General features: G+C 70.9%; 22 protein-coding genes and 1 pseudogene. 9 read left to right on the forward strand and 14 right to left on the reverse strand.

Annotated elements, in window-relative coordinates; all coding sequences use genetic code 11:
* Positions 1 to 295: 295 nt before the first annotated feature.
* Positions 296 to 1822 (forward strand): hypothetical protein, encoded by a 1527-nt coding sequence (locus tag AB0B28_RS07760; RefSeq protein ID WP_360118252.1) that lies wholly within the window; start codon positions 296 to 298, stop codon positions 1820 to 1822.
* Positions 1819 to 2244 (forward strand): roadblock/LC7 domain-containing protein, encoded by a 426-nt coding sequence (locus AB0B28_RS07765; protein WP_360118255.1) that lies wholly within the window; start codon positions 1819 to 1821, stop codon positions 2242 to 2244. Before AB0B28_RS07760 ends, AB0B28_RS07765 begins: the two co-directional genes overlap by 4 nt.
* A gap of 35 nt (positions 2245 to 2279) precedes the next feature.
* Here the strand turns inward: AB0B28_RS07765 and AB0B28_RS07770 are convergent, their stop codons facing one another.
* The 6 genes from AB0B28_RS07770 to AB0B28_RS07795 all read right to left on the reverse strand — a co-directional run bounded on the left by AB0B28_RS07770 (position 2280) and on the right by AB0B28_RS07795 (position 8758).
* On the reverse strand, positions 2280 to 3434 hold the full coding sequence (locus tag AB0B28_RS07770; protein ID WP_360118257.1) for a hypothetical protein: 1155 nt from the start codon (positions 3432 to 3434) through the stop codon (positions 2280 to 2282).
* Positions 3431 to 3757 (reverse strand): type VII secretion target, encoded by a 327-nt coding sequence (locus tag AB0B28_RS07775; RefSeq protein WP_360118260.1) that lies wholly within the window; start codon positions 3755 to 3757, stop codon positions 3431 to 3433. Before AB0B28_RS07775 ends, AB0B28_RS07770 begins: the two co-directional genes overlap by 4 nt.
* A 189-nt stretch (positions 3758 to 3946) precedes the next feature.
* Complete coding sequence (locus AB0B28_RS07780; RefSeq protein ID WP_136527691.1) at positions 3947 to 4534, reverse strand: ATP/GTP-binding protein; 588 nt, start codon at positions 4532 to 4534, stop codon at positions 3947 to 3949.
* A gap of 6 nt (positions 4535 to 4540) precedes the next feature.
* The gene (locus AB0B28_RS07785) at positions 4541 to 4918 is read right to left on the reverse strand and encodes a DUF742 domain-containing protein (protein WP_136527690.1); all 378 of its coding nucleotides are present in this window, start codon (positions 4916 to 4918) and stop codon (positions 4541 to 4543) included.
* Between the two features lie 216 nt (positions 4919 to 5134).
* Positions 5135 to 5533: a roadblock/LC7 domain-containing protein gene (locus AB0B28_RS07790; RefSeq protein WP_030161947.1), complete on the reverse strand. Its 399-nt coding sequence runs from the start codon at positions 5531 to 5533 to the stop codon at positions 5135 to 5137.
* A 45-nt stretch (positions 5534 to 5578) separates the two neighbouring features.
* Positions 5579 to 8758, reverse strand: coding sequence for a nitrate- and nitrite sensing domain-containing protein (locus AB0B28_RS07795; RefSeq protein WP_360118265.1), 3180 nt, complete (start codon positions 8756 to 8758; stop codon positions 5579 to 5581).
* A 642-nt stretch (positions 8759 to 9400) separates the two neighbouring features.
* On the opposite strand from AB0B28_RS07795, the gene AB0B28_RS07800 reads away from it, so the two are divergent.
* Both AB0B28_RS07800 and AB0B28_RS07805 read left to right on the forward strand, forming a co-directional pair.
* The gene (locus AB0B28_RS07800; protein WP_360118268.1) at positions 9401 to 10285 is read left to right on the forward strand and encodes an MHYT domain-containing protein; all 885 of its coding nucleotides are present in this window, start codon (positions 9401 to 9403) and stop codon (positions 10283 to 10285) included.
* A gap of 83 nt (positions 10286 to 10368) precedes the next feature.
* On the forward strand, positions 10369 to 11445 hold the full coding sequence (locus AB0B28_RS07805) for an MHYT domain-containing protein (RefSeq protein ID WP_360118271.1): 1077 nt from the start codon (positions 10369 to 10371) through the stop codon (positions 11443 to 11445).
* Positions 11446 to 11537: 92 nt separating this feature from the next.
* Here AB0B28_RS07805 and ccsB read toward each other — a convergent pair whose 3' ends face one another.
* The 8 genes from ccsB to AB0B28_RS07845 all read right to left on the reverse strand — a co-directional run bounded on the left by ccsB (position 11538) and on the right by AB0B28_RS07845 (position 19363).
* The gene (gene ccsB, locus AB0B28_RS07810; protein WP_360118275.1) at positions 11538 to 12494 is read right to left on the reverse strand and encodes a c-type cytochrome biogenesis protein CcsB; all 957 of its coding nucleotides are present in this window, start codon (positions 12492 to 12494) and stop codon (positions 11538 to 11540) included.
* Positions 12491 to 14074, reverse strand: coding sequence for a cytochrome c biogenesis protein ResB (locus AB0B28_RS07815; RefSeq protein WP_360118278.1), 1584 nt, complete (start codon positions 14072 to 14074; stop codon positions 12491 to 12493). Before AB0B28_RS07815 ends, ccsB begins: the two co-directional genes overlap by 4 nt.
* On the reverse strand, positions 14071 to 14829 hold the full coding sequence (locus tag AB0B28_RS07820; protein ID WP_360118281.1) for a cytochrome c biogenesis protein CcdA: 759 nt from the start codon (positions 14827 to 14829) through the stop codon (positions 14071 to 14073). Before AB0B28_RS07820 ends, AB0B28_RS07815 begins: the two co-directional genes overlap by 4 nt.
* Complete coding sequence (locus AB0B28_RS07825; protein WP_360118284.1) at positions 14826 to 14975, reverse strand: hypothetical protein; 150 nt, start codon at positions 14973 to 14975, stop codon at positions 14826 to 14828. Before AB0B28_RS07825 ends, AB0B28_RS07820 begins: the two co-directional genes overlap by 4 nt.
* Complete coding sequence (locus AB0B28_RS07830; protein ID WP_360118287.1) at positions 14972 to 15544, reverse strand: TlpA disulfide reductase family protein; 573 nt, start codon at positions 15542 to 15544, stop codon at positions 14972 to 14974. Before AB0B28_RS07830 ends, AB0B28_RS07825 begins: the two co-directional genes overlap by 4 nt.
* Positions 15545 to 15567: 23 nt before the next feature.
* Entirely contained in the window at positions 15568 to 16221 is a 654-nt protein-coding gene (locus AB0B28_RS07835) for a histidine phosphatase family protein (protein ID WP_360118290.1), read from the reverse strand.
* Positions 16218 to 17522, reverse strand: coding sequence for a glutamate-1-semialdehyde 2,1-aminomutase (gene hemL / locus AB0B28_RS07840; RefSeq protein WP_360118293.1), 1305 nt, complete (start codon positions 17520 to 17522; stop codon positions 16218 to 16220). The genes AB0B28_RS07835 and hemL overlap by 4 nt, the downstream gene beginning before the upstream one ends.
* A gap of 89 nt (positions 17523 to 17611) precedes the next feature.
* Positions 17612 to 19363 (reverse strand): adenylate/guanylate cyclase domain-containing protein, encoded by a 1752-nt coding sequence (locus AB0B28_RS07845; RefSeq protein WP_360118296.1) that lies wholly within the window; start codon positions 19361 to 19363, stop codon positions 17612 to 17614.
* Between the two features lie 559 nt (positions 19364 to 19922).
* Here AB0B28_RS07845 and AB0B28_RS07850 point away from each other — a divergent pair.
* The 5 genes and pseudogenes from AB0B28_RS07850 to AB0B28_RS07870 all read left to right on the forward strand — a co-directional run.
* Positions 19923 to 20813, forward strand: coding sequence for a lytic murein transglycosylase (locus AB0B28_RS07850; protein WP_360118299.1), 891 nt, complete (start codon positions 19923 to 19925; stop codon positions 20811 to 20813).
* Positions 20814 to 20884: 71 nt separating this feature from the next.
* A complete protein-coding gene (locus AB0B28_RS07855; protein ID WP_360118302.1) occupies positions 20885 to 21910 on the forward strand; it encodes a GNAT family N-acetyltransferase in 1026 nt (341 codons plus the stop codon).
* Between the two features lie 51 nt (positions 21911 to 21961).
* The gene (locus AB0B28_RS07860; RefSeq protein ID WP_360118305.1) at positions 21962 to 23737 is read left to right on the forward strand and encodes an NAD-binding protein; all 1776 of its coding nucleotides are present in this window, start codon (positions 21962 to 21964) and stop codon (positions 23735 to 23737) included.
* 173 nt (positions 23738 to 23910) lie between these two features.
* On the forward strand, positions 23911 to 25152 hold the full coding sequence (locus AB0B28_RS07865) for a serine protease (protein WP_360118307.1): 1242 nt from the start codon (positions 23911 to 23913) through the stop codon (positions 25150 to 25152).
* Between the two features lie 104 nt (positions 25153 to 25256).
* A pseudogene (locus AB0B28_RS07870) lies at positions 25257 to 25351 on the forward strand (sulfite exporter TauE/SafE family protein); the annotation flags it as partial.

Below are 25351 nucleotides of genomic sequence, written 5' to 3' on the forward strand. Positions count from 1 at the left end.
GAACGGTCCATGCGGACTCGTCCGCGGAGTCCGAATCCGAGTGCCGCCGCATAGTGATGCGGCGGCACCACTGCGTTATTCCACAAGGGAATCAGCAGGTCAGGACCCACAGAAAATTGACTGTTATGTGTGCTATGACCTTCCCGCCCTTGATGAACCCGCACTCGCTGTCCGCTTGCAGAACCGAGTATTCTGCGGAAAACTGATAACGGACTGGTAAAAACGGGCCGGGCGCAAGCCTCGCCGACAGGGGCGCCGCCCGCACGGGCGGACCCCCACGAGAGGAGCTCCGCGGGTGCAAGTGTTCTGCGGCATCACCACCGACCAGCAGGTAACCGGAGCCGGCCACGGCGACACCGCCTGCGCGGTCGCGCTCGTCGCCGCCGGCGGCAGCCTCATCGCCACCGACACGTTCGGTGACGACCCTCGCGGATGGGTCCGGCTCGTCAGCCTCCTCGCGCGATCGGCCCCGGGCCAGTCGGTCTCGGTGGCCGTCGACGGCGAGGTCGTGCAGCTCGCCGAGTACGCCGCAGCAGCAGGCCTCCTCGTCGTCCGCGCCGAGGGGCACACCTCCCGCTCCAAGGACGCGCTCGACGACGCCATCGCCGTCGCCCGCGGCCTGTCCACCGGCGAAGTCGCGGGGCCGCCCTTCGCCCCGCGCCCTGAGATCAACGCTCTGCGCCCCATCCTCGACACCGTGTCCTCGGCCGCCCGGGCCCGCCACGACGCCGCAGAGGCCCTCACGTGCCTCCTGCGCGCGGTCTTCCCCGCGGCGCTGGCCGCGTGGGACGACCCGAGCGAGGCCAACGCCGTCGCGATCCTCACCCGGCTCCCTCAACCCGGTGCGCTCCAGTCGATCTCGACCGAGGAGCTCGCCGCCGACCTGGCGACCGTGGCCGACCCCGGCCAGGTGGCCGCGATGGCCGGCGCGCTCACCGAGGCGATCCGCGAGATCGGCGGCGGCGACGACCCGTCCGTGGCCCCTTCGGTCTCGGCGACGGCCGAGGCCGTGGCCGCGTGGGACCGCTCGTTGGAAGGGCTCGTCGGGCTCATCCAGGCCAAGCGGCCCCGGACCGAGGCCGCCGCCCCGGCGGCTCCTGCCGTTCCCGCTCCCCCGCAGGCCGCAGAGCGCGCTCCGAGGCGCTCGCGGCGCGGCCAGGACACGCACGCCACCGTCCGCCTCCCCGGCGACCTGCCCGACCGCCAGAGCCTGCGGGCCCTGGACCCTGCCTCGCAGCTCCACTCGCTGGTCCAGACCGACCTCGAAGCCACGCAGGTGATCCCGCCCGAGGCCGACCGCCAGCCGGTCGACGCCGAGACCGGCACCCGCTCGATCCGCCGCCGCCGGTCCCAGCCCGCCGAACTCCCCCAGCAGGACGCGCCCGAGCCGCGCCGCCACCCGTGGCAGCCGAAGGAAGACGTCAACATCGTCGACGTGGCGAGCCTCGCCGGAGACGACGACGGGCTCCTGATCTTCGGGCAGGCCCGCAGCGCGTGGTTCAAGCGCCCCGAGAGCGAAGAGCCCGAAGCCGAGTCGTGGAACCTGCCCGGCGACGACGGCTGGCGCACCGCCCGCGACGTCACCGAGGCCCCCGCGACCGAGGCGCCCACGACCCCCACGGGACTGCCGCGGCGCAAGCCGCAGGCGAACCTCGTGCCCGGCGCGGTCGTGGCCGACGAGCGGGCCCGCTTCGACGAGCCGATCGACCGCGACCCCGAACTGCTGGCGCAGAACACCGCCGGTTACTTCAAGGGCTGGGGCCGCGCCCGCGGCGCCCGCGCCGGCCTGAACAACCGGACGGAGAGGATGGCAACCCGATGAGCGCCAACCTCGGTGTGTACGAGCGCTCGCTGAGCATGCTGCTCGGCTCCCTCGTGGCCCGCACCCCGGGCCTGTCCCACGCGGTGCTGGTGAGCGTGGACGGACTGCCGCTGGCCGTCTCGGCCGGGCTCCCCAAGGAACGCGCCGACCAGTTGGCGGGCATCGGATCGGGCCTGCTGTCCATGGGCGAGGGCGCGGGCCGGTCGATGGACCACGGCCCGGCGCAGCAGGTCATCGTCGAGATGGCCGAAGGCGTGCTGCTGGCGGCCCCGGTCGGGCCGCAGATCTGCCTCACGCTCCTGGCGGTGTCCCAGTGCGACCGCGAGCAGCTCGGCTACGAGCTCGGGCAGTTCACGATGCAGGTGGGGCCCTTGCTGAACGAGGCGCTGACCAACACCGGGTCGATACCCAAGGTCGTGTGAGCGGGGCCCCGAGGCGTTGCCTCGGGGCCCTTCTCCTATTGCAGTGCCTGCTGCGCTATTCGCGCGCCGTTGACGATGTTGTTGCGGTTGTTCTTGAGGAAGTCCAGGACCGGGCGGATGGCCTCCAGGACCTCGGCGATGGTCCCCACGACCTTCGCGGCGCCCTCGGAGATCCGCAGGACCTTCGCGATCGAGTTGAGGGCCTTCATGACCAGTGAGGCCACGCGGGCGATGCCGGAGGCGATCGCGGTCGCGATCGTCGCGCCGAACGTCGCGATCGAGGCGGCGACCTGCGGGAGCAGGTTGGTGAGCATCCACGAGACGCCCTTGGCGATGAGGTCGACGATGTCCTGGCGGAGCATCTTCGCCAAATCGGCCATCTGGAGCAGCAGCGCGTTCATGCCGATCGCGACGTAGCCCATGACCGAGACGGACTGGCCGAGCTCGCCCACCCGGGTGCGGGCGGCGTCGCCGTCCTGGCCGACCCAGTCGGCGAGGCTCGCGTCGCCGGTCTGGACGATGTAGTCGCCGACCTGCTGCGCGCCTTCGGAGACCTTGACCCACATCTCGGCGGACTTGCGCATCCGCGTCTCGTTGCCCGACACCAGGCCCACGAGGTCTTCGAGGGGCTGGAACAGCTGGATCAGGAAGTCGATCACGGTCCCGGCGAGCCACTGCACCGGGTCGAACTTCGGGTCGGTGATGTGTTCGACGAAGGCCGCGTACTGGTTGGCCATGTCCATCACGGAGCTGACGTCGGCGGCCAGGCCGGTGACGGCGGTGGCGATGCCGTCCCAGTCGCTGAGGCCCTCGATCTTGCCGAAGTTGCGGGCGGTGTTCATGCCGGCGGTGATCGGGGCGGTGGCGCTCTGGAGCATGCTCATGCCGCTGTTGGAGTGGTTGGGGCGGCCGTTGTAGAGCAGGCGGCCGTCCGAGTCGCGGCCGGTCACGCGCACGTCGGAGCCGACGGCGTCCCCGGCGCGGTTGAGGCGGGTGTCGTTGCCCGAACCGGTCAGGAACGAGTTGGCCCACTGGTGGAGCCCCGAATGCGCCGAGTCCGAGCCGGGACCGCGCGAGCCCGCGCCGCGCACGGCGTCCCAGGTCTCGCGCCCCGAGGGGGTCCAGTCGTTGTAGCCGGTCTGGGAGGGCAGGGTCCCGTCGTTCCAGGTGGGCTCTTGGACGTCGGTCATCGGTCGCCGCCCAGCTCGCTCCCGATGCGCTCCAGTTCGGCGGCGATCTCGGCGTCGTTGCCGTCGTGGGCCTCGGCGCACTCCTCGATGCGGGCGCTGAGGCCTTCGACGGCCTCGGCGGCGTCCTTCAGCGCGGGATGGAAGACCATCTCGCTCACGCCGAAGTACAGGCCCGCGAACGGGATCCCGCCGATCCCCCACGTGTTCCAGTCGGGGTCGGCTTCACGGGCGTACTCGGCGAGGGCGTCCACCTCGCCGGTGGTCTGCCGCAGCGAGGCGGCCGCCTCGCGCAGCTTCCCAGCGTCTACGTCGATCCAGGGCATCTCGACACTCCAAAGCATCCGGGTTCCCCCCGAGCCTAAGCCACCCCTGCCAGGCGCTCTAGCTGGGACTTCGCGAGGTGAGGTGCTCTGGGCACGCCGAAGGGGCCCGAAGCTTTCGCTTCGGGCCCCTTTCGGTGTGGTCCAGGTGGATTGGGTCAGCCTAGACGTTCGGCGTCAGTATGTGGGCACTTAGTGGACGCCGACGGTGCGGGTGCGGCGCATCGAGAGCACGTATTCGACGAGCTTGATGAGCACCTGCTTGGTGGACTCGCGGTTGCGGGCGTCGGTGTAGACCACGGGCACTTCAGGGGCGATCTGGAGCGCGTCGCGGATGTCCTGCACCTCGTGGAGCTGCTTGCCGTCGAAGCAGTTGACCGCGACCAGGTAAGGGAGCTTGCGGTGCTCGAAGAAGTCGATCACCGAGAAGCAGTCGGCCAGGCGGCGGGTGTCGACCAGCACGATCGCACCGATGGCGCCGCGCACGAGTTCGTCCCACATGAACCAGAAACGGGTCTGGCCGGGCGTGCCGAACAGGTACAGGATCAGGTCCTGGTCGATGGTGATACGACCGAAGTCCATCGCCACCGTGGTGGTGGCCTTGTCGGGCACCAGGTTGTTGTCGTCGACGCCCTCCGAGGCGGAGGTCATGATCGCCTCGGTCGTCAACGGAGTGATCTCGGAGACCGAGCCGACCAAGGTCGTCTTGCCGACGCCGAAGCCGCCGGCGATGACGATCTTGGCAGAGGTCACACGAGAGGTGTCTGCGGGTGAGTTCATTAGGGTCTATAGCCTCCTGAGTCCACTGAGAACGCGCTCAAGGAGCTCGGTTCCGACCGACTCGTCGGCGCCGTCCGCGTCGAAGCCGGTGGGTGCGTGCACTGCCAACAGTCCGTCGGCCGCCATGTCGGCGACCAGCACGCGGGCGACCCCCAGCGGGACCTCCATGCGTGCGGCGATCTCGGCGAGGGACTGGAGGCGACCGCCGCACAGGTCGACGATCACCTTCTGCTCCCTGCCGCCGAGGAACTGCCCGGACCTGCCTCTCGCGGTGGTCTCCACCAGCGCTTCGAGGGCGATCTCCAATTGGGGCCGCGTACGGCCGCGCGTGACCGCGTACGGTCTGACGAGTGAGCCGGTCGGCTCATCACCACCGAGGACCATTGTTACCTCCAACCACGACCCCAGATCCCACAATCCTTGTGCCGCAGTCTTGTCAGTTATCCGTGTACCGCGTGCCCGGGGAGGCACCGGCCCGTCGCCTGGGGAAGCGACGGAGGGGTTGTTCAGTTTCGTCCCACTCGTACGGCTTACCGCATCGAATGGAGCCTACCGTGCCGCGCACCCGCGCGCCAAACGCGCACCAGGCGACAGGACGCGTCAGCTTCTGGCCGAAGGCGTCAGCGCCTGGCCGACCCGGTCGACCAGCAGCGCCATCTCGTAGCCGACCTGGCCCACGTCGCAGTTCTTCGAGGCCAGCACCGCGAACGAGGAACCGTCGCTGATGGACATCAGGAACAGGAAGCCGCGGTCCATCTCGACGACGGTCTGGAGGACCGCGCCGCCCTCGAAGCACCGCGAGGCGCCCTGGGTCAGGCTCACCAGACCCGAGGTCACCGCCGACAGCTGGTCGGCCCGGTCCCGGGGCAGGTCCCGCGAGGAGGCCAGCAGCAGACCGTCGGCGCTGACCGCCACGGCGTGCGCCACTCCCGGCACGCGTTCGGCGAAGCCGGCCAGCAGCCAGCCCAGGTCTTGGACCGAGGTTCCACCAGTGCTCATCGTTTGCGCTCCTTAGTAGCGTCTGCCGTGTTGCGGATCAGCGACTCAGTTGCCGTCATTGCCACGTCCTCGCTGGACGCCACGGTGATAGGCCGACAGCAGGCCCCGAATGCCCTCGGGGTTGCGCTTCTGCGCGCTGACGGTCTCCTGCGACTCCTCGACCGCACCGGGAACCAGGCGTTCCATCGGACGGCGTTTCGGAAGTCCCGCCGTGGTCGTCTCGTCGATGGTCTCGGCGAAGGCGTCGTCCACTCGCGACCAGCCGTCGTCTGCGGCGGTGCGCCACGCGTACGACGAGCCCTCGGCCTCGGGCGAGGCCAGGCGGCGTCGTTCCAGACCCGACGTGCCGGACGGCTCGTCGGCTGGGGTGCTCTGCATGGTGGTCGGGCCTTCCGTGGGCTTCGGAGGAGAGGTCGGGGCCGCCTCCCTAGCCGGAGCGGGGGTCTGGGCCACACCTGACTGGTCAGCGTAGCGCGGCGCGGGTGCCTCCGCCACCTCCGAAGGTGCCTCCACCGGAGACCGGAAGGGGGACACCGAGGTCGGCTCGGACGCGGGAGCGACCGGGGACGCGTCGTCCTCGACCGGCTTGGGCGCGGGCGTGACGGCCTTGAACCAGGCCGACTCGACCTCGCGGAAGATCGGCAGCTCCGTGGTCGCGTCGAGCGCCGACACGCGGTCCTTGCGGGCGGCCCGCGGGGCCTCGGTGGCGCCGCCGGGACCGGCCGCGGCCACGTCGGGCCACGACGGCGGGGCCGGCTCGGGCTCGGGCGTGAACGCTTCGAGCTGGATCTTCGGCAGGGCCACGTGCTCGGAGGAGACGATCTCCCCGGTCACCTCCATGACCTTGCCGGAGGCGCGGCGCTCGTCGGCCAGGCCGCCGGGCCGGAACATGAAACCGGGCTCCTCGTCGACCGGCGGCTGCGGAAGCGACTGGCCGGGCTGGCGCTGCTGCTGGAGCGAGTACTCGCCGGTCACCGGCTCGACAGGACTGGGCTGTGCCGGAGGCCGCGAAGGCATCGGCGGCGCGCTGGGCTGCCAGCTCGGCTGCGAGGGCGAGAACGGCGGGGACTGCGGGTTCGCCGGGGGCGCGGTGTCGAACAGGCCCTCAGGCGATTCGGGCACGCGCGGCAGGGCGCCGGTGGACTCCATGCCCGAGAGCAGTTCGCCCCGCTGGGCGCTGGGGAGCGCGCCGGTGTCGCCGCCGCCGAAGCCGTCGAAGCCGCCTTCGAGCGCGACGCCGGAGCGCAGGCCGCGCTCGGGGAGCCGGGCCTCGGTCAGGACCGCGTCGCCCAGGATGACCTCGGCGACGGTGCCCCTCTGGTCGCCGGGGCGCAGTTCGACCCGCACGTCGTGGCGGGTAGCCAGGCGGGCGACCACGACCAGGCCCATCATCCGCGAGGAGGCGAGGTCGATGACGTCGGCCGACTCCGAGAGCTGGCGGTTGATGTCCTCGAGCTGCGCGGCGGGCATCCCGATGCCGATGTCGTTGATGCGCACCCGGATCGCCCCGCGGGGCGAGTCGGCCGTGCGCATCTGCTCGGCCTCGACGACGACCGGGGACTCCGGCGGGGAGAACGCGGTCGCGTTGTCCATGAGCTCGGCGATGAGGTGCACGAGGTCGTTGACCGCGGCCGGGCGGATCTCCCGCTCGGCTTCGAGGTTGCCGAACTCGATGCGGGTGTACTGCTCGACCTCGGACTGGGCGGCCTGGAGGATGTCGCCGATCGGGGCCGGGTAGCGCTCCTGGCGGGTCGAGTCCGCACCGGCGAGCACCAGGAGGTTCTCGTCGTTGCGGCGCATTCGGGTCGCGAGGTGGTCGAGCTGGAACAGCTCGGCCAGCCGGTCGGGGTTCTCCTCGCCGCGCTCGAGGTGGTCGAGGTGGCCGATGAGCCGGTCGACCAGGTTCTGGGAGCGGCGCGCCAGGTTGATGAACATCTGGGAGACGTTGGCGCGCAGGGCGGCCTGCTCGGCCGCGATGCGGATCGCCTCGGTGTGGACGATGTTGAACGAGTGGGCGACGTTCCCGATCTCGTCCTTCTGGTCGATGTCGATGACCGCGCCGGTCTCGGCCGCGACCTCGTCGGGGGTCCGGTTGCCGATCGTCTCGGCGTCCCTCATCTGCGCCACCGCGTGCGGCAGCGACACGTGCGCCACGTCCAGCGCGCCCTCGCGCAGGCGGCGCAGCCCGGTCGCCATATTGCGGGCGATGAGCAGGGCGATCACGGTCGCGACCACGAAGGCCGCCAGGATCAGCACCGCTTCGAGCAGCAGCTGGAAGATCTGGGCGTCGCGGTCGGCGCGGGCCTGTTCGAGGACCTCGTTCGACTCGTTGGTGATGTACTGGCGCCCGTTCTCCAGGATCGCGTTGTAGGAGTCGATGACCTCGGCGTTGACCTTGAGCGGGTTGCTCGTACCGGCGTTGACCGTCTCGTTCTCGAACGTCAGCGCGGCCTGGGCCGCCTCGGTGTTGAGACCGCCCTCGGAGAAGAAGAACGAGAGCTGCTCGTCGCGGTTGGCCACGGTCTTGAAGTCGTCGGCCGCGGTCTCGCGGAGCTTGGCGTAGGCGATGAAGTTCTGCCAGCGCGTGTTGTTGATGAACTCGCGGTCGTTGCCGACGTTGATGGCGATCGCGCGCTCTTCCTCGAGGGTTTCGAGGACGGAGGTGGCGGCGGCGATGGCCTGGAAGTTGCGGGCGATGTCGGGGTCGTTGACGATGCGCGAGGAGATGTCGGTGATGGTCACCAGTTCGGCGATGAGGCGCTGGTAGACGCGGGAGGTGGCGTCGATGGAGACCTGGTCGGGGCGCTCGTCGGCGGCGAGGCGGATCTGGAGCAGGTTCTCGTAGTTGGTGCGCACGGCGCCGATGCGGTTCTCGATGTCGTCCGAGAGGTCGGGGAGGGTGTCGGCCTTCTCGTTGAACGCGGCGAGGGAGGCGTCGGTCTCGGCCTGCTGGGCCTTGACGGCGTCGTCGTCGTACAGGGCGACGTCGATGCCCTCGACGCGCGGGACCTCCTCGTCGAGGCGGAGGTTGGTGATGAGGAGGGACCGCTCGTGCTGGAGGTCGTAGCGGAGGTCGGCGGTGACGGAGTTGAACTCCACCAGGCGCACCATGTCGCCGGATTCGAACACGCGGTCGGCCAGGTCGTAGAGGCGGAGGCTCGCGACGGCCACCAGCACCACGAGGGGCACGAGCAGGATCAGGCCCAGCTTGGACCGAATCCGCATGTCGGCGATGCGGGGCAGGCCGAGCGGTCCTCGACGAGCCGCTGAACCCTTATGGCTCGCGCTGCGCTTGCTCACCTTGTCTAGCCTCCTGGGGTGGTCCTCTGTGTCAGACCGAAGGGCCCGTGCCGGGCCGGGCTCGGTCTCGGGCCGGCGGAATGCGCCGGCTGCCGTCCCGCCGCCGGGGCGGCGGGGGCGGCATGTGAAGCCCAGCAGATTCCATCATGACGAATCCGGGCCGCGAAATCCAGGGGCGTACTGGAGTACTGAAGCCCGGTCCGTAGGGCACCGTCTTACGGGGCGAATCCCAAGATACACTGATCTTTCGGACACATGCGTATGCGGTATTCGGCTGATCGGCCGGTAAATCCGACCGCTTGGTCCAGCCGGGCAACCCCACACGGGTGAGCCCTGACGAGCGGCGCGGGGACCTGCCCGGGCCGTACGCGACGGAGCGGCACGAGCACGCACGGTGCCGTCCGCTTCGCCCCTTTCCCCCCTTCACCGCACGCGACTCCTTCCCCACCGATCGTTCGCGCAGGCCCCATACGCACGGCCGACGCCGCCGGAACTCGCACAGTCTGTGCGACGGGTCCGGGCCGGAGTTGAGGCACGGTAGACGCAACCCCAGGAGGTCACCCCGAAATGGACATGCTCGCAGCCACTCTCGATCATCAGCACTTCACTTACGGCTGGCTCAACCCCGTGGTGGGCCTGGCCTTCGCCGCGGCCGGGTCCTTTCTCGGCCTGTCGGCCTCCCGTCACGCCCGCGCCGCGACCGGCGCCGCGGGTCGGTTCCGCTGGATTCTCATGGCCGCCTTGGCCATCGGCGGGATCGGCATCTGGATGATGCACTTCACCGCGATGATCGGCTTCACCGTGACCGAAGCCGACATCGCCTACGACCCGGCCCTGACCGCCGCCTCGCTCGGACTGGCGGTCCTCGCGGTGGGGCTCGGGTTGTTCGTGTCAGGGGGTGGGCGCGCTGGCTGGCCGCGCCTGGTCCTGGGCGGACTGGTGTGCGGTGCGGGCGTGGTGGGCATGCACTACACGGGGATGGCGGCGATCGCCACGGGCGGGCGGTTGGTGTACGAGCCGCCGCTGGTGGCCGCTTCGGCGGTGGTGGCGGTCGTGGCCTCGACGGTGGCGCTGCGGTTCACCGCGGTGGCGATGCGGCGCGGTTCGATGACGCTGGCTTCGGCGGTCATGAGCGTCGCGGTGGTGGGGATGCACTACACGGGCATGGCGGCGGTGACGGTCGAGGGCCCGGCGAGCGAGCCGGTGACCGGGATCAGTCCGCTGGTGCTGCTGCTGCCGATCCTGATCTTGGCGTTGATCTCCATCGTGGGCATGGTGTTCGGGGTGCTGGCCTCGCCCTCGTTCGACGCGACCGAGTCGGCCGCGGCCCCTGGCGTTCCCTTGGCCCCCTTCGGGTCCTCGTCGTTCGACGCAGGCGCAGGTGGGGGGCCGTCTGAGCGAAATGACCGTCCTAGTGCAACTGTCCGTCTTGCGGATGCCGCCGGACAGTAGTCGTATAAGTTTCGAATCGCGCAGATCGCTTTCGCGCGACAATTCCGGATACGGGCGACACAGCCTGGGGAGGAAGACCGCTGGTGGAACACGTCAGTCACTTCACTTACGGCTGGATCAATCCCATCATGGCCTTCGGGTTCGCGTTCGCGGGTTCGATCCTGTCGCTGATGTGCATGTCCCAGGCCAGGAGGCAGGACCGCACCGTCAAGGCCGCCCGCAAGCGGGTCCAGTGGATCGCCCTGGCCGCGTTCGCGTTGGGCGGCACGGCGATCTGGATGATGCACTTCACGGCGATGATGGGCTTCAAGGTCACCGAGTCCGAGATCGCCTACGACCCTTGGGTGACGGCGCTGAGCCTGGTGGCCTCGATCGGGTCGGTGTTCTTCGGCCTGCTGGTCGCCGGCCTGGGGCAGCGGAACACGGTGGCGAAGATCCTCATCGCCGGGCCGCTGACGGGCATCGGGGTGGTGGTCATGCACTACTCGGGCATGGCCGCGATCAACGTGTCGGGGCAGATCAGCCACGACCAGACCTATTTCACCGCCGCGGTGGTGATCGCGGTGATCGCCGCGACGGCCGCGCTGTTCTGCGGCATGTACCTCGACGGCTGGCGGTGGCAGTCGGCGGCGGCCGTGATCATGGCGATCGCGGTGTGCGGCATGCACTACACGGGCATGGCCGGGGTGCGGGTGACGCTGTACGACGAGGGCAACAACGCCGTCGAGGGCATCGACCCGATCATGCTGATCCTGCCGATCCTCATGGTGGCAACGTTCGGGATCATCGTGCTCCTGTTCGCGCTCATGGGGACCACCCCGAAGACGGTCTCGCGCCGCGAGCAGCTGGGCATGGACGTCGAGGAAGAGGTGCCCGCGCCGAGCACCGGCGCGATCCAGGTCGAGCGCATGCGGGCCGAGCAGGCCCGCCGGGAGGCCCCGCGGCCTGGCCCGGGCCGGGTCCGCAACCGCACCGACCGCTCCCCCGGGCACGTCCCGGACCAGCGGGCCCCGGGCGCGATCCCGCCCCCGATGGGCGCGCACGACGGCCCCGTGGTCGTCCCCGACCCGCCCCGGCCGCAGCGCTCGTTCCAGCAGGCCGACATGGAACGCACCGCCGAGCACTTCGACCTGCGCCAGACCCGCGGCTCGGGCCGCTGACCGCACTCGTCAAGTAGCGGAAAGGCCTCCGTCCATCCGGCGGAGGCCTTTCCTATGCCTTATATATATGGGCCGCTACGCAACGCAGCCCTTCAGACGCCCGCGTAGGAGTGCAGGCCGCCGAAGACGAGGTTGACGGCGGTGAGGTTGAAGAGCATCACCGCGTAGCCGAGGATCGCGATCCAGGGGGCCCAGGCCTTGGCGCTGCGGCCCGAGACGCGGGCGTGGAGGTAGGCCGCGTAGACGACCCAGGCGATGAACGCCCAGACCTCTTTGGGGTCCCAGGCCCAGTACCGGCCCCACGCGAGGTGGGCCCACACCGACCCGGCGATGATGCCGAAGGTCAAAAGCGGGAACGCGAACACGTGGATCTTGAACGTGAGGCGCTCCAGCGCGGTCGCGTCGGGGAGGCGCTCGGCCACGTTCAGCGGGAACCGGATCGGCTTGCCGTCGGAGACCTGGCGGTCGTAGCGGCGCTTGAGCAGGTGCAGGAGCGCGAACACGCAGCCGATGAGGAGGATGCCCGCGGCGGCGATCGCGGCACTGACGTGGATGATGATCCAGTACGAGTCCAGGGCCGGGACCAGCGGTCCCGCTTCGGTGTAGACGCGCACGGACGTGCCGAGGACCATCGTGACCGCGAAGGTCGCGAAGAGGCCGAGGCGGCGTGGGACCGAGCCGCGGGAGACGATGACCAGCCAGGTGACCATGCCCGCCAGGGCGACCCCGACGGTGTACTCGAACATGTTGCCCCACGGCCAGCGCCCGGTGTGGATCACGCGGATGACGATGCTGGCGGCGAGGGCGGCGGTGCCGAGGAAGGTCAGGACCAGGCCGATGCGGCCCGCGCCGCGCGCGGCGGCGGGGCTGATGGGCGGGTCGGCCGGGGCCTCCTCGGGGACGTCGCCGCCTCCGGCGGTCACGAGCGCTTCGGCGCGTTTGGGCGCGCGGCGGTCGAAGGCGTATTCGACCGCGTAGGCGAACATCGCCGCGGCGTAGACGACGATGGCGGCGACGAACAGCGCGTTCGCGATTTCGGCCCCGGTCATGGCTGGCTCCCGATCGAGTCGTCGGATTCTGAAGTGGGCACGGGCTCGGGGGCGATGGCCGCGGTGAGCGCGTCGCATTCCTCGTCGAGTCCGTCGTAGTCGTTGCGGTTGAGGCCGGCGGTCTCGACGGTGCCGTCGGGGTTCCACCGGATCCAGTAGCGCCTGCGGCGCACCGAGAGTGCGGGCAGGAGGCCGAGGAGGAGCAGCACCGCGCCCGCGAGGACGACGGGGCCGCCGGGGTCGTGGCGGACCTGGAGGACGGCGTACTGCTCGACGCCGTCGAAGGTGAGCGTGGACCCGTCGGGGAGGGTCATGGCGTCGCCGAGGCCGATGACCTCGACTTCGTCGTTGACCTGTCGCAATGCGCCCGAGGCGATCTGCTCGTCGTTGATGGAGTAGACCGATTCGGGTCGCCCGTCGCCCAGGCCCAGGTCGCCGGTGTAGGCGGTGAGGGCCAGGACGGGGTTGTTCGGTTCGGGGTCGGCGCCGAGGAGCATCGCGGTCGAGTCGTCGAAGGTGGGGACGAGGATCGCGTCGAATCCGGCTTCGGCGTCCGGGTCGACCTGGCCGGTGGCGGGGTCGACGTTGGCGTCGGGGAACTTGAACGCGCCTTCGGAGTTGAGGGCGGCGTCCATGGCCAGGAACTCCTGGTGGAGGGTCTGGGTCTGGCCGTAGCGGTCGGTGTAGGTGACCACGGCGGTGTAGCCGTGGCCGATGAGGAAGACGTTGGTGCCGTCGATGTTCAACGGGTGGTTGACTTCGAGGTCGTACTCGCCGGTCTCGCCCGCGGTCTCGTAGGTGACGTCGGCGTCGAACGCGGTGGGGCCGCCGTTCGTGAACTCGGCGTCGAAGCTGTTGAGGGTCAGGCAGAACCGGGGGAGGCTGGTCTCGTCGACCCATGCGCCGAGGCCGTACTCGTCGTACTGCTGGAGGTTGTTGCAGTAGGACTTGTCCTCGGAGAGGATGCGGTTGCCGTACCAGCTCATGAGGCTGCCGAGGGCGACGCCGACGAGCACGAAGATGATGCTGGTGTGGAACAGGAGGTTCCCGCTCTCGCGCAGGAACCCCTTCTCGGCGGCGATGACCACGGTGCCGTCGTCGCTTTCGCGCACGGTGGTGCGCCAGCGGCGCTGCTTGAGGACCGCGCGGGCGCGGGTCTGGTTCGCCCCTGAGTCGATCACCCGGTGGTAGGGCAGGATCGACATGCGTTTCGGCGCGTCGGGGACCTTGGCGCGCAGGGCCTTCCAGTGGACGCCCAGGCGCGGGACGATGCAGCCGACGAGCGAGATCATGAGCAGCAGGTAGATCGCGGAGAACCACGGCGAGGTGTAGACGTCGAAGGCCCACACGCGGTCGAGCCAGGGCGCAAGGTCGGGGTGGGCCTCGTAGTAGTCGGCCACGTCGACCGAGCTGATGGCCCTTTGCGGGAACGTGGAGCCGGGGATCGCGGCGAGCGCGAGCGCGAGCAGCAGCAGCAGCGCGGTGCGCATGGAGGTGAGCTGGTGCCACCAGCGGCGCGCGAAGGAGCGGATCGGGTTGCGGGACTTGGGTTTGCGGGGTGTCTCGAGGGTGGCGGTCACAGGACGCTCACCCCGGCGCCGACGGTGGCCCGCAGCCAGTTGGTGACGTGGGTCCACGCGCCGGTGGCCAGCAGGAGGCCCACGGCCACGAGCATGACGCCCCCGGCGACGGAGATGGCCCGGCCGTGGCGTTTGAGGAAGTCGAGGGCCCCGGCGAGGCGGTGCATCCCGACCGCGAACAGCACGAACGGGGCGCCCAGGCCCACGCAGTAGGCGATCATGAGGCCGACGCCGCGGGCGGTGCCGTCCTGGATGACCGCGAGGCTGGTGATGGCCGCGAGGACCGGTGAGGTGCAGGGGATCCACGACAGCGCGAAGACCGCGCCGAACAGGGGCGCACCGGCCAGGCCGACGGCGGGCCGCCATTTGGGGGCGTAGCCGCCGCGGGTGGGGATGAGGCCGATGAACATCAGGCCCATGGCGATCATGACGATCCCGGCGACCAGTTCGAGCACGTCGGTGTTGGTCAGCAGGGCCCGCCCGGCGCTTTGGAGGGCGAACACGACCGTGGTGTAGACCGCGGTGAACCCGGCGACGAACAGCAGCGCTCCGGTCAGGACGCGTCCGGTGCGGCGGACTTTGACTTCGCCTGCGGCGCTTTGGAGTTCGCCTCCGCTCATGCCGGTCACGTAGGAGACGTAGCCGGGCATGAGCGGGAGCGTGCACGGGGACGCGAACGAGACCAGCCCGGCCAGCGCGGCGATGCCGAAGGCCAGGAGGAGGGGCCCGGAGGCGGCGGTCTCGGCGGGGTTCACTCGGACTCCGTGAGGCCGGGCTCGGCGGGGGCCGGGTTCAGGCGGCGCTTGACGAGGGTGGCGACGGCGAGCGCGGTGACGGCGAACGTCCCGGCCATGACGGCGCCCTTGGCGGCCTTGCGCGCGGCGGAGCGGGGGGCGGTCATGAGGTCTCCAGGGCTTTCTCGATGTCGGCGATGATCGTGGCGGCGTCGTCGAGTTCGCCGCGCCAGATGGAGAACACGCGGTGCTCGGCGTCGATGAGGATCGTGGCGGGGATGTCGTTCGGGGAGAGCCCGTAGTCGACGAACTGGTCGGCGACCCGCCCGGCCTCGTCACTGATCGAGGGGTACTCCACGGCCCAGCGGCGCTCGAACGCTCTCGCGGCGTCGGCGGTGTCGCGGATGTTCACCCCGAGGAAGCGGACCTCTTCGGGTTCGAACGCGGCGGCGGCCTCGACCAGGTAGGGGGCTTCGGCCACGCACGGCGGGCACCACGAGCCCCAGAAGTTGACCACGATGACCGCTCCGGCCCAGTCGTCGGTGTCGATCGGGTTCCCGTCGAGGTCGGTGCCGGTCAGGCGGGGGGCCTCGAAGCGGTCCGCGGGGTCTTCCCACCGGTAGTTCGCGCCGTCGCCGGAGACGAACCGGTCGCGGTTGATCTCGTTGACGCGGTTGGCGTTGTCGCCGGTCTCGGCGCAGGCCGCGACGGCCAGCAGGGGCACCGCAGCCAGCATCGTCCTCCGCCGCAGGCCCATCGTCAGGCGCCCTTGGCCTTCCGAGCGGACTCGGACTTGAGCAGCAGGTGCGCGGCCGGTTCGGAGTACTCGATGCGGGCGAGGGACTCGCCTTCGTACACGAAGCTGGTGAGCGAGGCGAGCGAGCATTCGCGGTTGCGGGGGTCGTGCCACAGGCGCTTGCGTTCGGCGAAGCGCCGCGCGGTCCAGATCGGCAGTTGGTGGGAGACCAGGAGGGCCTCGCCGCCTTCGGCGGCGACGCGGGCCTTGTCGATCGCGTCGGTCATGCGGCGCGCGATGTCGAGGTACGGCTCGCCCCACGAGGGCTTGAAGGGGTCCCGCAAGCGCCACCAGTACTTGGGCTGGCCGAGGGCGCCGTCGCCGACGCCGACGCGCAGGCCCTCGAAGGAGTTGCCCGCTTCGATGAGGCCGTCGTAGGTGGTGATGTCGAGGCGGTGCGAGGCCGCGACGGGCTCGGCGGTCTCCTGGGCCCGCTGGAGCGGGGAGGCGCCGACGTGGACGATGTCGCGCCCGGCGAGGCGCTCGGCGGCGGCCACGGCCATCTCGCGTCCCAGCTCGGAGAGCCCGAAGCCGGGGATGCGGCCGTAGAGGATGCCGTCGGGGTTGTGGACCTCCCCGTGGCGCAGCAGGTGGACGATGGTCTTGGAGCCGCTCATGACCGCACCTTAGCGGCGGCTTCGGCCGCCGTGCCCAGCGCCTGTTCGATGTGTGACAGGGCTTCCTCGTCGATCGCGGCGGAGGTGAACCAGCATTCGAACGCGCTGGGCGGGAGGTACACGCCGCCGTCGAGCATCGCGTGGAAGAACGCGCCGTAGGCCTCGGTGTCCTGGGCTTTGGCCTCGGTGAAGTTCCGGACGGGGCCTTCGGAGAAGAAAATCGAGAACAGGTTCGAGGGGGCCGAGACGTGGTGGGGGACCCCGGCTTTGGTGAGCGCGGTGGAGGCCATGCGGGCGATCTCGGCGGCGGTGGCGTCGAGGCGTGCGTAGACCTCGGCGTCGCAGGCGCGGAGCGTGGCGAGCCCGGCGGCGACGGCGAGGGGGTTCCCCGAGAGGGTCCCGGCCTGGTAGACCGGCCCGGCGGGACTGATCTGGCCCATGAGGTCGCTTCGGCCGCCGAACGCGGCTGCGGGCAGGCCCCCGCCCATGACCTTGCCGTAGGTGTAGAGGTCGGCGGGGGCGGCGAGGCCGCCGGGGCCGACGCGGAAGCCGGTCATGACCTCGTCGGAGATCAGGAGCGCGCCGCGGGCTCGGGTGAGGGCGTGGAGCTTCTCGTTGAAGCCGTCGAGCGGTGCGATCGCGCCCATGTTGCCGGGCTGGGCCTCGGTGATGACGGCGGCGATCTGGTCGGGGTGGGCCGCGAAGGCGGCTTCGACCGCGTTCAGGTCGTTGTAGGGGACGACGATGGTGTCCGCGGCGGCGGAGGCGGGGACGCCGGGCGAGTCGGGGTGGCCGAGGGTCGCGACGCCGGACCCGGCTTCGGCGAGGAAGTAGTCGGCGTGGCCGTGGTAGCACCCGGCGAACTTGACGATCTTGTCGCGGACGGTCGCGGCGCGGGCGAGGCGCACGGCGCTCATGGTGGCTTCGGTGCCCGAGGACACGAGGCGGACCATCTCGCACGGGGTGCGCTCGACGATGAGCTCGGCGAGCTCGATCTCGCCGAGGGTGGGTGCGCCGTAGGAGGTCCCGCGGGCCGCGGCGGCGCTGAGGGCCGCGACGACGTCGGGGTGGGCGTGGCCGAGGATGAGCGGGCCCCACGAGCCGACGAGGTCGATGTAGGTGTTCCCGTCGATGTCGGTCATGCGGGCCCCGGCGCCTTCGCGCACGAACACCGGATCGCCCCCGACCCCGCGGAAGGCCCGCACGGGCGAGTTCACCCCCCCGGGAATGACTCGCGCGGCGCGCGCGATGGCGGCGGCGGAGGCGGTGTGTTCGGGCGGGTGCGGTTCCCTGTCAGTCACGGCCCCAGCATCGCACACGAGGCGGCGAGGCCCAGGAAACGGCCCGCGCCGTGGCGGAGCGATGGGTGGGCGGGTGGGAAGTGCCATCCCTAGCCCCCACCCACCCAGGGGAAAGGTAGGCCCCACTTTGCCGCCCGGGTACGACAAGAATCGCCCCGCACGGCGCTCGTGTCACCCGAACGTGTTCGCACGGGTGACACGAGACACCGCCGTAAGGCCACCGCCCGCAACCTCGGGTGCTCCAGCGGGCGGACCAGGCGGCGGGCGAATTCCTCGGTGAGTGCCCTGGGCTCCGGGCGCTCGTCCGGGCCCGCGAGGAGCCAGCGCAGTGGGGCCGGGACCCGGTAGACCGCCTGGTCCATCGCGGGGCGCTCGATCACCACCAGCGCCGCGTCCACCAGTTCGACCAGCGCTTCGAGGCTGCCGTCCCTTTGGCGGCACAAGTCGAGGACCTCGTCGACGTTCGCGCCTCGCTCGCGTGCGGCCAGTTCGAGCAGGACCGCCCTGGCCGGGCCCGAGGCGGCGCTGACCGCGTCGTCTATCGCCTGGCGGAAGCGCCCGCCCGCGTCGAGCACGCAGGCCGCGTCGTCCCGCAGCCGCCGCATCGCCGTCTGCGGCGACGCGAGGGCGACCAGGTCGGCGAGCGCGAGCAGCGCGGGCGGGAAGCTCTCGACCGCCGCGGCGAGTTCGCGGCATTCGGCGCCGGAGGCGTGTATGCCGCGGTCCTCGCAGAACCCGGCCAGCATCGCCGCGCCGACCTCGACCGCGGGCAGGTCCAGGGACCGGCGGATCGCGCCGGGGACCTCCAGCGGGCGGCGGCCGATCGTGAGCAGATGCAGGTCGGGGCAGGATTCGAGGATGCGGCGCAGGTCGTCGGCGAGCGTGGCCGCCGGGCGGTCGTTCTGGTCGACCACCAGCAGCGCCTGCCGGTCCCGCAAATGGTCGATGACGGTGTTGAGCGCCGGCCGCAGCGGCTCCGGGCGCAGTTCGAGCGCGTCGATGAGCGAGGCGCCGAGGTCGGGCCCGGCCCCGGCGTACCAGACGCCGTGCTCGTAATGGGCCAGGCGTTTGCGCGCCCAGGCCTTCGCGAGCGTGGTCTTGCCGCACCCGGGCAGCCCCGAGAGCGTCACCAGGCGGCCCGCGGCGAACGCGCGGTCGAGTTCGCGCGCGTCCTCGGGGCGCTCCACCGGCGCTTTGATCGCCGAGGGCAGGTTGTGGCGCCTGGGGCGCAGCCGCGGCGGCGGGAAGTCGTCCGCGAGCCCCGGCCCGGTGAGCTGCACCAGCTCGGTCGCGCCGGGCAGGCCCCGCAGTTCGAAGTCGCCGAGGCGGCGCATCCGGCCGGGCCCGAGCCCGGCCGCCGCGGCGCACTGGACCGAGGCGAGCACCTGGTCGCCGTGCGCGGCCGAGCAGATCCGGGCCGTCCGGTGGACCTCCGGGGTGGCGTACCCGCCCGCCGAGGGCCAGGCCTCGCCGGTGTGCAGGCCCATGCGCACCCGCGGGCGCACCGGCCCGGCCCCGGTGCCCTGGTCGGGCCAGTCGGCGGCGGCCAGCGCGGCCTGGATGCGGGCGGCGGCCTCGCACGCGGCGGCCGCGTCGTGGAAGGCCACGAAGAACGAGTCCCCCTCGGTGTCGATCTCGACCCCTCCGGCCTGGGCCAGGACCTCGCGCACCAGGGCGCGGTGGCGGTGCAGCACCACCCGGTAGCGCTCGGCGCCGAGCCCCGAGGCCAGGCGGGTGGACCCCTCGATGTCGGTGAACATGAACGTGACGTCGCCCGAAGGCAGTCGGGCGGACCGGGCGCCGTCGCCGCGGTCCGCGAATCCACCGGCCACATCGGACATGTGCCGATAGGTCGGTCCGTTGCCCCCGAGGGGCGGGGCAAAGGCTGTCAGTGCGGCATGCGATGCCGTTGTCGTATCCACGTGTCGAATCAACTTTCGTTCAGCCCCCGTATGCCGGGCTGTGGCGCGCTGGTGCGCGGGCACAATTGCCCAGCGGCCTCACAGTGTCTCCCCCATCTCAGTCGGTTACCTGCCGTGATGGGAACTGGCACCCGATCTGACGGTTTCTGGACGCGGGCGTGAGGCCTCCTCGACGCGGGTTTGCTCGTGGCAACCACCGATCCGAATGGAGAACGATCCGAAAGGCCCCCGGTAGCGGGTCGCCCCCGAATTGTTGGCCCTCAGGCGTTGCCCGGGGCATTGGAACTAGGGAATACTCGCTTTCAGTCCCACTTCGACGCACACCGCCCCTTTCGCGGACGCCGCCTCGAACCGGGGGTGCGGACGCGCCGGTGCATACTGGGGCCGTCCGGACCCGGGCGCCGCACCGTCCGCCTCCGGCCCCGCCCCGCCCCGCTGCGGCACCCTCGCCCCGACCGAGAAAGGACGACCCCCTCCCGTGTGGTTCGCGCTCCTCCCCCGCCGACTCGCCTCCCTCGCCAAGAAGGGCCTGCGCGGCCTGTGGCGGGGCTTCTGGGGCGGCCTCAAAGGCCTCGGCAGGGGCGTGCGCGCCTGCGTCCGGGGGCTGCGGGCCCCGGCCGGGCGGCTCGGCGTCCAGGTGGTCGTGACCGTCACGGCCGTCTCCGGGGCGCTGGCCGCGGGCTGGTACCTGGTGCCCGACGCGGGCCCGGCCTGGTCCTTCGGCACCGTCCCCACTGAAGCGCCCGAAGAGGCCCCGCTGGTCCTGGCCCCCGAGAGCGCGCCCGCGCCGGGCCTGCCCGCCGAGACCGACCCGTTCGACGAGATCGCCACCAGCGACCCCAGCGCCACCCCGACCGACCCGACCTCGACGGCCACGGCCGCCGACCTCGACTCGTGGGCGCGCGGCCTCTCCGGCCTGGGCATCCCCGAGCGGGCCCTGGCCGCGTACGGGCGGGCCGAACTGGTCTCGGCCGTCGAGAACCCCGGGTGCAAGCTGTCCTGGACGACCCTCGCCGGGATCGGGGCCACCGAGACCAACCACGGCACCACCGGCGGCAACCGCATCCAGGCCGACGGCACGACCCTGACCCCCATCCGCGGCGCCGACTACGACGAGATGGGCCCCATGCAGTTCCTTCCCAGCACCTGGGACGCCTGGAAGGCCGACGGAGACAAGGACGGCCTGTTCGACCCCGACGACATCGACGACGCCACCGCGGCGGCCGCGAACTACCTGTGCAACGGCGGCCGCGACCTGTCCACGCCCGACGGCTGGTACGCCGCCGTCTACAGCTACAACCCCCGCGACGACTACGTGCAGAAGGTCTTCGCCCGCGCCGACGACTACGGACGGAAGAGCACCGCATGACACGGGCCCCGGCGACCGCGAGAGGTGACGTTGGGGTTCCGTTCGGTGACGATTTCGGGTAAGGATAAGAGATGCCCCTGAAGCAGCTCGCTCCCGGCGAGATGACCGACGACGACCTCCGCGACTGGTGCTCGGTGCTCAACGACATGACCGCCGCGGACATGCCCGGGGAGCCGCGCTGGCGCACCGACCGCCTCCGCGACTACCTCACCGGCTCGCTGCCCGACGACCGCCGGTACCTGTTCATGGACCGCGACGCCGACGGCGACCTCGTGGGCCACGCGAGCCTCATCGTGTTCGGCGGCGAGCAGGCCGGCACCGGCGTGGTCGAGATGTCCACGCGCCCCTCGGCGCGCGGCAGAGGCGTCGGCAGCCGCCTGCTGCGGGCCGTGGCCCTGGCAGCCCAGGGCGACGGCTGCCGCACCCTCTCGGTCGAGGTCATCGCCACCACCCCCGCCGTGGGGTTCTACGACCGGCACGGCTTCGCGCGCGCCGTGGTCGAGCAGCGCCACCTCCTGCGCTGGGCCGAGATCGACTGGGCCAAGATCGAGCACGCCGCCGGGCGCCTCGCCGCCGGGTACCGGCTCGAATACCACGCCGGAAGCGTCCCCGACCGGCTCCTGGACTCCTATGCCGACGTCAAGGCCAACCTCAGGACGAGCCCGGGCAACGTCGCGTTCGTGCCCGAATGGCGCGGCTCGGCCTACGCCCCGGCCCTGCGCGACTCGTTCGCGACCCTCGACCGGCGCGGCATGCGCCCGCACATCGCCGTCGCCATCAGCGAACCCTACGGGCAGGTCGTGGGCCTGACCGAACTCGTCGTCTCCGCGCAGCGCCCCACCCGCGCCGACCAGTACGACACCGTCGTGGCCCCCCAGCACCGCTCCTACGGGCTCGCCATGTCCATGAAGGCCCGCCTGCTCACCGAACTGCGCCGCGCCGAACCCCAGCTCGTCGACGTCCAGACCTGGACCCTGGAGACCGCCGACGACGTCAGGTGGATCAACGGCGAACTCGGATTCGTCCACGACGTCGACTGGTACGACTACGAAGCCGACGTCGACAAGCTCCTCGCCCGCCTCACCCGCAGGGGTTGACCCCGAACGCTTGGGCCGCAAGCGTTCGCACAGCGTCACTACACTTGGCCCATGCACCCCCGGCATGCCCGATACGACGACGACGCCGCGGAACGTCGCGTCATCGTCGTGGGCGACAACGGCCTCACCCTCAGGTTCATCAAGCACCTCATCGAGCGCTACGCCTTCCGCGTCATCGCCGTCTTCCCCGACGGCCCCGGCGGCCAGCGGGACGAGATCCGCAAAGAGGCCGAGGCCAACCCGCGCAACCTCGTGGTCTTCTCCCGCCCCCGCGTCACCGCCGAGACCATCCGCGAAGCCGGGCTCACCGACGCGTACGCCGTGGCCCTCATGGACCAGAACGACGTCGGCAACCTCCACCTCGCGCTCAAGATCCGCGAGATGTCCCACTACCTCGGCGACGACACGCTCCCGCGCCTGGTCATCCGCATGTACAACAACGGCCTGAGGGACAACATCCAGAAGCTCCTCGGCGACGACGAGGACGGCGTCTACGTCGAATCGGACGCCGAGATGGTCGCCGACACGTACGCCCTCGCGGCCCTCCAGCAGCTCCCGCCCGGCGACATCAAAGTGTGGGACCGGCACCTGTACCTGTCGCGGGCGCGCGACGAAAGGGCCGCGGCCCAATGGGTCGTGGCCCAAGACCGCGGCGGCGCGATCGGGCTCATCCCCGACGAGGACCACGAAGAGGACGCCCTGCGATACCTGTGCCTGGGACCCGACCGGCGCACCTCCAGGGTCCGCCCGGCGCTGGCGAACGCGAGCCGGGTCGTCAAGGAATCGGCGAGTTCGCTGCGGGGCATGCTCAACAAGAGCCTGGTGACGCTGTCGGCGATCCTGTTCGCGATCTTCGCGTTCGGGTTCTGGGTGCTGCTCAGCAACAAAAGCGGCGCCGACACCGCCTCCGGGGCGGGGGACGCGTTCTACCTGCTGGGGCTCCTGGCCGGCGGCGGCATGGACCCCGACATGTCGGCCGACCCGATCCTCAAGACCACGTACGCGCTGGTGGTCCTCACCGGGTCGCTGCTGATCCCGTTCGCGACCGGTGCGATCGTGCAGGCGGTCGTGGACCGGCGGTACGCGCTCACCGAGGGACGCCGGGTGCGCCGCGTCCGCGAGCACGTGATCGTGGTGGGCCTGGGCAACATGGGGACCCGTGTGGTCGAGAAGCTGCGCGAACGCAAGATCCCGGTCGTGGCGATCGAGCAGAACCGCAACGCGATGGGCATCCGGGCCGCCCGCGCGCACGGCGCGCAGGTGCTGCTGGGCGACGCGAGCAACGAGGAGATCCTCAAGGAGGCCGACGTCGCGCACTGCCGGTCGCTGGTGTCGATGGCCCGCCAGGACACGGCGAACCTGGAGGCCGCGCTGTCGGGACTCAAGTTGAATCCGAAGCTGCGCACGGTGATGCGGATCTACGACTCGGAGTTCGCCGCGCTCATCCGGCAGAACCTCAACCGGGCGACCAAGCCGAAGGAGGCGCCGCCGCACGCGTCCTACAGCGCCCCCGAGGTCGCCTCGGCGCGGTTCGCGCAGAGCCTGACCGACGACAAGGTCCTGGAGACGATCCCGGTGCGCGGGCAGATCGCCTACATCGAGGCGTTCGAGGTCGGCGCCGAGTCGCGAATGGACGATGCGGCAGCGCACCGGGCCACCAGGTTCGGCTCGCACCGGCTGCTGGCGGTGCGGCGCCCGGGCGGGGACGTGCGCTGGAACCCGGACGCGGCGTTCCGGATGCAGCGGGGCGACACGCTGCTGGTGCTGGCCACCCGCAAGGGCCTGGGCGAGATCCTGGAGCAGTGCCGCCCCGGCGGGGCCGCCTAGGCGGTGCTCGCGAACCGCTGACGGCCGCTGCCTGGCCCGTTCGCCCCGAACTCGCCGCCTGGACACGACTTGCACGGACGTGTGACGTTCGCCCGTTACCTGTTCGGGTGACGCAACTTCCGTGCGCCTCGTTCGTTTAACGGTCGACACATCTCTCGTGAAAGGGGTCGACCGTGGCGACCAGCGACCAGCAACCGCGCGCGCGCAAGCGGCGCAAGCTCATCCTCACCGCGGCCGCCGGGGCGCTCGCGCTCGGCACGGCCGCGATCGTGGTCCCCAGCGCGTTCGCCGAGGATCCGCTGGAAGGCGGGCTGGGCTCGGTGGTCGCCGAGGCGGTGGACCTCTTGCCGGTCGACGACTCGCTGCTGGGCCTGGTCGACGTGGGCGAGATCGAGGCGCTCACCGAGTCGCTCACCTATGCCGACCCCGAGGACACGCTGAAGGTCACCGGGCCCGACGCGGGGTACGTCAAGGTCCACTTCGAGCGGCTGCTGCTCGACGCGGGCGACTACGTGACGGTGTCGAGCCCCGACGGGGCCGAGTCGTACCGGTACGAGGAGTCCATGGTCGACACCTGGGCCACCTCGATCACCGGCGACACCGCGATCGTCGAACTGCACCGGGCCGAAGGCGCTCCAGTGAGCTCGGCGCTGGGCGCGGTGATCGACAAGGCCGCGTTCGGCTTCGCGGCCGACGTGGTGGAGGGCCTGGTCCAGGAGCAGACCCAGGCCTCTCGGCCTGAGGAGTCGGTGTGCGCGGGCGACGAGAAGCGGGCGTCCACCTGCTACCGGTCGTCGTATCCCGACGAGGTCGCGAACTCCGAGCCGGTGGCGCGGCTGCTCATCGACGGCACGGTCCTGTGCACGGCGTTCCGGGTGGGCCCGGACAACCGGATGCTCACCAATCACCACTGCTTCACCGAGACGTGGCAGGCCAAGCAGACCGAGGTGTGGTTCGGCTACGACTGCATCGCGTGCGGCGCTGAGCTGGCGAACCTGCCGGTGAAGGTCAACGGCTCGCAGGTCCTCGCCACCTCCAAGCCCTTGGACTACACGCTGTTCTCCGTCGCCGACTTCAACCGCATCAAGTCCTATGGATACCTGGAACTTGCCGACGAGCCGGCCGCGCGCGGCGAGGCGATCTACATCCCCCAGCACCCGGCCGGGCGCCCCAAGGAGATCGCGATGGAATCGGCGATCGACGGCGGCAACTGCGTGATCAAGCACGCCACCTACGACGGCTATGTCGCCGGCAGCGACGTGTCCTACTACTGCGACACCGAATTCGGGTCCTCTGGTTCCCCGGTCATCTCCCGCGACTCCCACAAGGTGGTGGCCCTGCACCACTTCGGAGGCTGCCCGAACTCGGGCGTGAACGCCGGGCTCATCAAGGCGGAGATCGACCACCTCATCTGAGGTCGCGAGCGAGGGCGGGCGAAGCGCGCGACCGATAGGAAGTGAACGGCGGCGGGCCCACCGGGTCGTCAACGAAACGAACGGCGGCGGGCGCGGACCGAAGGTCCGAGATCGGCACCACCCTCGCCTCGGGCGCCTCGCACTGGCGCTTCGGGAACGTGGACTGGAAGGTCGTCCTCAAGATCGGCATCCCCGGCGC

This window comes from Glycomyces sp. NPDC046736 (assembly GCF_040645615.1).
Lineage (GTDB): Bacteria > Actinomycetota > Actinomycetes > Mycobacteriales > Micromonosporaceae > Glycomyces.

Bases quoted from the DNA above. Each gene is read 5' to 3' on its own strand.
- AB0B28_RS07770 (WP_360118257.1), bottom strand. From the start codon at position 3,434: ATGACCGACGTCCAAGAGCCCACCTGGAACGACGGGACCCTGCCCTCC.
- AB0B28_RS07830 (WP_360118287.1), bottom strand. From the start codon at position 15,544: ATGCTGGCTGCGGTGCCCCTGCTGGCCGTCGCGGCCTGCGCCGAGACC.
- AB0B28_RS07800 (WP_360118268.1), top strand. From the start codon at position 9,401: ATGGACATGCTCGCAGCCACTCTCGATCATCAGCACTTCACTTACGGC.
- ccsB (WP_360118275.1), bottom strand. From the start codon at position 12,494: ATGACCGGGGCCGAAATCGCGAACGCGCTGTTCGTCGCCGCCATCGTC.
- AB0B28_RS07790 (WP_030161947.1), bottom strand. From the start codon at position 5,533: ATGAGCACTGGTGGAACCTCGGTCCAAGACCTGGGCTGGCTGCTGGCC.
- AB0B28_RS07860 (WP_360118305.1), top strand. From the start codon at position 21,962: ATGCACCCCCGGCATGCCCGATACGACGACGACGCCGCGGAACGTCGC.
- AB0B28_RS07775 (WP_360118260.1), bottom strand. From the start codon at position 3,757: ATGCCCTGGATCGACGTAGACGCTGGGAAGCTGCGCGAGGCGGCCGCC.
- AB0B28_RS07785 (WP_136527690.1), bottom strand. From the start codon at position 4,918: ATGGTCCTCGGTGGTGATGAGCCGACCGGCTCACTCGTCAGACCGTAC.
- AB0B28_RS07845 (WP_360118296.1), bottom strand. From the start codon at position 19,363: ATGTCCGATGTGGCCGGTGGATTCGCGGACCGCGGCGACGGCGCCCGG.
- AB0B28_RS07780 (WP_136527691.1), bottom strand. From the start codon at position 4,534: ATGAACTCACCCGCAGACACCTCTCGTGTGACCTCTGCCAAGATCGTC.
- AB0B28_RS07835 (WP_360118290.1), bottom strand. From the start codon at position 16,221: ATGAGCGGCTCCAAGACCATCGTCCACCTGCTGCGCCACGGGGAGGTC.
- AB0B28_RS07765 (WP_360118255.1), top strand. From the start codon at position 1,819: ATGAGCGCCAACCTCGGTGTGTACGAGCGCTCGCTGAGCATGCTGCTC.
- AB0B28_RS07795 (WP_360118265.1), bottom strand. From the start codon at position 8,758: ATGCGGATTCGGTCCAAGCTGGGCCTGATCCTGCTCGTGCCCCTCGTG.
- AB0B28_RS07825 (WP_360118284.1), bottom strand. From the start codon at position 14,975: ATGACCGCCCCCCGCTCCGCCGCGCGCAAGGCCGCCAAGGGCGCCGTC.
- AB0B28_RS07855 (WP_360118302.1), top strand. From the start codon at position 20,885: ATGCCCCTGAAGCAGCTCGCTCCCGGCGAGATGACCGACGACGACCTC.